Below are 6,000 nucleotides of genomic sequence, written 5' to 3' on the forward strand. Positions count from 1 at the left end.
CGGTGGACGTTTCCAAGGTAGCCAAAGGCGCATGAAATTGTCAAATCGGGCGCATGGCATGGGCCGTGTTTGCCGGACCCATGCGCTGTCGTTCCCCGGACGACGTTTCTGAAAGGAATACCGGTCACATGCGTCATTCATGCGTGCTTGCCGGCCTTTCGCGCTTTCCTTGACGCGGTAGACATGGATGAAGTCCGTCTACCACGCGGACATTGAGGAGGCACGATTTCATGGATTGCAGTTCCTCAACCGGGTCCCATCGTTTTTCCTGTCTTCGTCCGCGGCAAGGCCGACTTCCTGGGGGCATCTGCATGTCGTTTCGGCATTCGCATATTTGTCATATGAAATGGGTATGTTCTGTCTCAAATAGAAAAGAGGGCGTCCAAACGAGCTGTTTGGTCGCTCTCCCAATACGAAAAAAGCAACGCGGCTCATGCGCAAACGTTTGCGCGTCACCCGTCCCAGCATTTTCTGTCCTTCGATAAGGTCCAACGGCCCCTGACGCTATGCATGCCCTCGCTACAACAGATATCTGCGACCGGATTGCTCTCTATCCGCCTTACTTCGCCTTCGTTGACCTTCAGCATCAGGATGCGCGCTCCGTTCGCGGGTCGTTTCGCGCGGAGCATCAGACGGGGCACGAAGTGGGCCCGGTCAGTGCGGCAGAGCTCATCCGCCATCTCGCGACCCTGGGGTCCTGTGCTGCAGTGATCGAGGATGCGACGACAGCCACCTACTATTTGGGCACCAAAGGGCGCCTGAAGGTCGTGCGCAATGCGTTGCCCGATGATGCAGATGGAGACTTCCACGCTGTCTCGGAAGTTCTGTTCCAGGACCGCAAATCACTCGTGGCGCATTCGACGGTCATGCGAGGCCAGTATCTTGCGCATTTCCACTGCGAATATCAGGCGTTGCCCTCGCCAGTTTTCGCACGCACGTTCCGGCACTACCGTACCGCACCGGTCGCAACGCCACGCGAATCCCCCTACCGGGAGCCGATCGATCTCGACTTCGACATCCCTCAGGAGGGAACCCTGGTCGCGCGCAGCCAGCCGCTGCCGTACAGCCGGTTCGCCGGTCACTTCCTGGAATATCCGGCATGGCCCGCGTCGCTCTATTGTGAGACCGTCTCCCGCGTGGCCGCGCGCTTACTGGACCACATGCTGGAGCGGAAAGTACAGTTCACGGTGGCGCGCATGGACATCGATGCGCTGCGGTTAATCTCGGCTGCGGAGCGAGTGTCGTTTCACGTGACCTGTACGTCCGCCTCGAAGCTCCTCTCCCGGTACGTGTTCCGCGCTGAGGCACGGCACGAAGAACTGGTGGCTGCGGTGATCGAATTCGAGGTCTATATCTGATGGCCCGCATCGAACTGCCTGAGGTCTCGGCCCTGAATAGCGCCGAGCGGACCCAATACGACCGCTTTCCGTCCAACCTCACCCGCGCCCTGCTTGGCACGAGTGGCTGCGCGCGCGGCTATCTCGAGCTGGGTTTCGCACTGCGGGCTACCAGTCTCGAGCCCAGGCATTACGAACTCGTGATCCTTCGTGTCGCTGCATTGAGCAGCAGCGCCTACGAGCGCATGCAACATCTGCCGCCCGCGCGTCAGGCTGGCTGGTCCGACGCGGACATCCGGGCGATCGAGGGAGAAGCTGGCGGTGCATTGGACGATGCGGCGCGTGCGCTGCTTGCGTTCGTCGACGAGTGCGTCCGTGATGTTCGCGTGTCGACACGAACCTTCGATCGGTCTCGAACCTACTTTTCCGAAGGCGCGCTGGCTGACGCTGCGCTCCTTACCGGCTTCTACATGATGACCGCGCGGTTCCTGGAGACGCTCGGCGTCCCGCTAGACGACGCTCCGTGCGATGTGCTCATGACACGGTAGGTGGCGTCGTACGTAGTCAGCAACACGTCGATACCGACCGGGCCTTTCCGGCCGGAGCGCGTCATCGACGCGATCTGAAGTCTATTTCGGAGTTCATGGATGAACCAGCTTTGCGGTAAGGTCGCCCTGGTCACGGGCGGCAACGCCGGCATCGGCAAGGAGACGGCGCACCTCTTCGCGCGCGAAGGGGCGAAGGTCGTGGTAGCGGCCCGGCGCGAGGCGGAAGGGGAACAGGTGGTCTCAGACATTCGTTCGGCGGGCGGTGAGGCCATCTTCGTGCGGACCGACGTGACGAGGGCAGAAGACTGCGCAAACGCCGTCGAGCTGGCGGTACAGACGTTCGGCAAAATCGATGTTGCCTTCAATAACGCAGGCGTTCTGGCGTTCGGCAAGACCGTGGCGGAAGTTGACGAAGCCGAATGGGACCATGTTCTGGACGTCAATCTCAAGGGCGTCTTCTTGTCGATGAAATATGTGATCCCTGCAATGCTGAAGGCCGGAGGTGGTTCGATCATCAACATGTCTTCCGTGGGCGGGCTCGTGGGGTCGCCGCTAGGCATTGCCGCCTACCATGCGTCCAAGCACGGCGTGCTGGGTTTGACAAAGGCAGCAGCGCTTGAGTATGCGCCGCAAAAGATCAGGGTAAATGCGGTATGCCCCGGCGCATCCACCTCTGAAATGACCGATACATGGTTTGCAGGTTCGTCACTGCGGGAAGCATTCATCGAACGGCACCCGCTGGGCCGATTGGGTGAGCCGGGCGATTCGGCCCGGGCTACGCTGTTTCTCGCGAGCGACGCGTCGTCGTTCATCACCGGCGCCGCGCTACCGGTCGACGGGGGCTACAGCGTCGGCTAATACCGCGAGCGTCTCTTATAGCGACTGAGGCGTAAAGGCAGCCGGAAAGAATATCGCTCAGAAAGGCTCGAAGCGATTCCGGTCGACTAAACGCACCGCGAATTATTTTCGATCGACTGAAGCGCGCAGCAGATGCCGCCTGAGCGTGAAGCGGTGCCGGATAGGTCTGAAGGTTGGTCGCCGAGATTAATGAAGCCAATATCTGGTAATCAGGATAAGAACATGTTGCGCCCATTGTCGTCGCTCGAGCAGTATGCATGGATAAGCGACCAAGTATCCCCAAAGCATTTTTCGGTATCAGCACAGATTCGCGGATACGCCACGATAGATTCGTGGCGCGCGGCAATTAATGCGGTGCAATTACGGCACCCTCTGCTGCGGGCAGGTGTAAAGAAAACCCCTGACGGAACGCTGCATTTTTACGAAGACAATCGGATATCCATTCCTTTCCGCGTAGTCCGGAGTGAATCCGGGCGAACTTGGGAGCAGGAACTTGAAAGGGAATATTCCATTCCATTTGGGATAGGCGATGTACCCCTTGTGAGAGTGGTACTCCTGTACGGACAAGACGTCAGTAACGTGATCGTAACATTAAACCACTCAATTGCAGATGGACGATCAGCGGCGCATTTGATTCGCGATATATTGGAAGCATTATCGGGGAAGGAGCTTCCAATACTTCCTATGCGGCCGCCTCACGAGGAAATCTGTGATTCCCTCGGAGTCTTGCCCGCGGATATCCCATCGACGGGTTCGATCGATCGGGAGGTCGCATACGTTGATCGGTCGCCGAAGCACTTTAGAATCCGCAGTCTTCGATTGCCTGGCGAACTCTCGAGGAAATTACGGACACGCGCCCGGGATGAAGAAACTACCGTTCATGGCGCGATTACCGCAGCTTTCTCGTTGGCGACGTACCGGCTCGCAGCATGGGGCACGCGACCGGCTCGAGTCTTGTCTGCGATCGATACCCGCCAGGCGCTCAATATGGATTACGAGCTTGGCTTTTGCGTTCTATTTCCGGCTTTCTCCTATGACCTGAGTAGCGGCCCACATTTTTGGGACCTGGCAAGAAAAATCACGCAAGACATTGCGCCGTATAAATCGGCCCCGGTGATTGCGGGTGTTTTCAGAGCTTTTAAGAGTATTGTGGCCGATGCAACCGTTCAAAGCATAGCAGCTTTCGAAAGCCAGGAATGTTCGAGTGATGTCGTGGTAAGCAATCTGGGGGTGCTTCCCTTTCGAACAGACTATGGCACGCTAACTCTTGAGGAACTGTGGGGGCCGAGTATTCTCTTTGGGACCGAAGGAGAGCACACGATTGGGGTAACGACGCTGCATGACTCAATTCACTTGCTATATACAAGCTTTGCGTCATGTCCGTCATTACTACAGACAGGCGAACAGATACTGCTGTCGTCTTTCGAAGGCGAGGCGAAACGCAATCGCTCCAGCGCATTCCAGTGAATCAATAAAACACGCGATCGAACCACGAGTTCGCATTCGGTGCCTTTCACCTGAAGGCAACTCGACTATTCTGTCTCGCCGAAGTCGGCGTGGGCCTACTGCCCATACGAACCGGGGTTCTATCGTTTCGAATTGGAAAGCGAAATTTCTATTGGACTAAAAGGGCTGACCATGAACATCAACGATGTAAAAAAACGTGCACATTCCATTCCGCTAACGAGCCCGACCTATTCAAAGGGCCCGTATCGGTTCGTCGACCGCGAGTTTCTGATAGTCACCTATCGAACCGACCCGGAGAAATTGCGTGAACTCGTGCCCGAGCCGCTCGAGGTCGATATGGAAAATCCGCTCGTCAAATACGAATTTATCCGGATGCCCGATTCGGCAGGTTTCGGCGATTACACGGAATCCGGTCAAGTGATTCCCGTCACGTTTCGGGGGCGCCGCGGTGCTTACGTTCACGCGATGTATCTCGACGATCATGCTCCAACCGCAGGCGGCCGCGAGATCTGGGGCTTTCCGAAGAAGATGGGTCATCCTTCGTTGACGGTGGATAGCGACACGATTGTCGGCGAACTCCGCTACGGCAAAATGCTGGTCGCGACGGCGACAATGGGTTACAAGTTCGAACCGTTCGATGCCTCGGCCGCGAAAGCAACGCTCGAAGCGCCGGGTTTTCTGCTGAAGATCATTCCGCATGTCGATGGCAGCCTGCGCATTCTCGAACTCGTCGAATACCACTGCGAGGACGTGCAGATCAAAGGCGCATGGAGCGGCCCGGTCGGCCTCGAGTTGTTCTCGCATGCGCTCGCGCCGGTCAAGGATCTGCCGGTGCTCGATATCGTATCGGGCACTCACATCATCGCGGATCTCACGTTGGGTTTCGGCCGCGTCGTACACGATTATCTTGCAGATTCGACGCCGCAGGCGGCGGTGCACGTTGCGCGCGAAGGCGTGGAAGAAGCGTCGGTCCTGGCGTAATCAGGTTTCGTGTGTTGCCGGGAACTGTGCCATGTCGCAAGCCTGAAGAGAACCGGTCGCTGTATTTCCCGTCGCACGAACATTGGCGCGTTCGTAGCGTAGGCAAAGCCGCCAATGGCCATACGGGATCGTAACGGGGAGGCAAACGCCTGAGGTAGGCCGGGTGTTCGCCACGAATGCGGATCAGTTGAATGCCGTGAGGTCTTTCGGCTTGATGCCATGTTGCTCGCAGTAGGCAAGATAGCGCTGCAGCCCGGACTTCCAGTTTTCCAGCGCGACGATGTTGTCGTTCCCGTCGAGGAAAAGGAGATCGCCGGTCACCTGAACCAGTGTGACCACATATCCGTCCCCGCTACCCGTGCTGACGACTTCAGGCGTGTGGGCGGACGCGGCGGTCTCATACACGACACTGCCGGGGCCGGCAATCCAGTCGTGCTCCTTGTATTTCCACTTGCCTTCGATCGTGTAGACCATGACCGTACCGGTGTGGTGGTGCCTGGGCAGTTGCATGTCGATCGGTGACTTCATCAGCACGATCCATTCACCCCGGATCGGGTCGAGCTTGAAGTACTTCAGCAGGACGTTTTCTGCATAGGGCGTGAACGGTACCCACGGCAGCGATTCTCCATCGACGAGTGAGGTGTCGACCTGTTCGTAAAGCATATCTGTGTCCAATGGTGTGGTGGCGGTCGCAAACGGGTGGCTGGCCGCCCGTCAGAGACAGGCGGGCGACCCTGGCTTTGTCGGAGCGAACCGTTCGTTCAGGCCAGCGGCGTGCCCGCGAGGGTGGCGCGCAGCATCTTTCTTGG

6 protein-coding genes are annotated in these 6,000 nt (G+C 57.9%); 5 read left to right on the forward strand and 1 reads right to left on the reverse strand.

Features of this window, described 5'->3' with window-relative positions; translation table 11 throughout:
- Positions 1-506 precede the first annotated feature (506 nt).
- From BG61_RS07015 to BG61_RS07030, 5 genes are all read left to right on the forward strand, one after another.
- Positions 507-1,358, forward strand: a complete 852-nt coding sequence (locus tag BG61_RS07015; protein WP_035930772.1) for a hypothetical protein — start codon at positions 507-509, stop codon at positions 1,356-1,358.
- Positions 1,358-1,885 (forward strand): carboxymuconolactone decarboxylase family protein, encoded by a 528-nt coding sequence (locus tag BG61_RS07020; protein WP_035930769.1) that lies wholly within the window; start codon positions 1,358-1,360, stop codon positions 1,883-1,885. Before BG61_RS07015 ends, BG61_RS07020 begins: the two co-directional genes overlap by 1 nt.
- Positions 1,886-1,984: 99 nt before the next feature.
- Positions 1,985-2,743 carry an SDR family NAD(P)-dependent oxidoreductase gene (locus BG61_RS07025; protein WP_035930767.1) on the forward strand — a complete coding sequence of 253 codons (759 nt, stop codon included), beginning with the start codon at positions 1,985-1,987 and terminating at the stop codon, positions 2,741-2,743.
- 222 nt (positions 2,744-2,965) lie between these two features.
- Complete coding sequence (locus tag BG61_RS41790) at positions 2,966-4,210, forward strand: phthiocerol/phthiodiolone dimycocerosyl transferase family protein (protein WP_161783664.1); 1,245 nt, start codon at positions 2,966-2,968, stop codon at positions 4,208-4,210.
- Positions 4,211-4,381: 171 nt separating this feature from the next.
- On the forward strand, positions 4,382-5,191 hold the full coding sequence (locus BG61_RS07030; protein WP_035930764.1) for an acetoacetate decarboxylase: 810 nt from the start codon (positions 4,382-4,384) through the stop codon (positions 5,189-5,191).
- 183 nt (positions 5,192-5,374) lie between these two features.
- Here BG61_RS07030 and BG61_RS07035 read toward each other — a convergent pair whose 3' ends face one another.
- Positions 5,375-5,854, reverse strand: a complete 480-nt coding sequence (locus BG61_RS07035; RefSeq protein WP_035930762.1) for a 2,4'-dihydroxyacetophenone dioxygenase family protein — start codon at positions 5,852-5,854, stop codon at positions 5,375-5,377.
- Positions 5,855-6,000 lie beyond the last annotated feature (146 nt).

It is taken from the genome of Caballeronia glathei (assembly GCF_000698595.1).
Taxonomy (GTDB): Bacteria; Pseudomonadota; Gammaproteobacteria; order Burkholderiales; family Burkholderiaceae; genus Caballeronia; species Caballeronia glathei.

Coding starts and splice junctions, on each gene's coding strand:
- BG61_RS07015 (WP_035930772.1), top strand. CDS start 507: ATGCATGCCCTCGCTACAACAGATATCTGCGACCGGATTGCTCTCTAT.
- BG61_RS07020 (WP_035930769.1), top strand. CDS start 1,358: ATGGCCCGCATCGAACTGCCTGAGGTCTCGGCCCTGAATAGCGCCGAG.
- BG61_RS07025 (WP_035930767.1), top strand. CDS start 1,985: ATGAACCAGCTTTGCGGTAAGGTCGCCCTGGTCACGGGCGGCAACGCC.
- BG61_RS41790 (WP_161783664.1), top strand. CDS start 2,966: ATGTTGCGCCCATTGTCGTCGCTCGAGCAGTATGCATGGATAAGCGAC.
- BG61_RS07030 (WP_035930764.1), top strand. CDS start 4,382: ATGAACATCAACGATGTAAAAAAACGTGCACATTCCATTCCGCTAACG.
- BG61_RS07035 (WP_035930762.1), bottom strand. CDS start 5,854: ATGCTTTACGAACAGGTCGACACCTCACTCGTCGATGGAGAATCGCTG.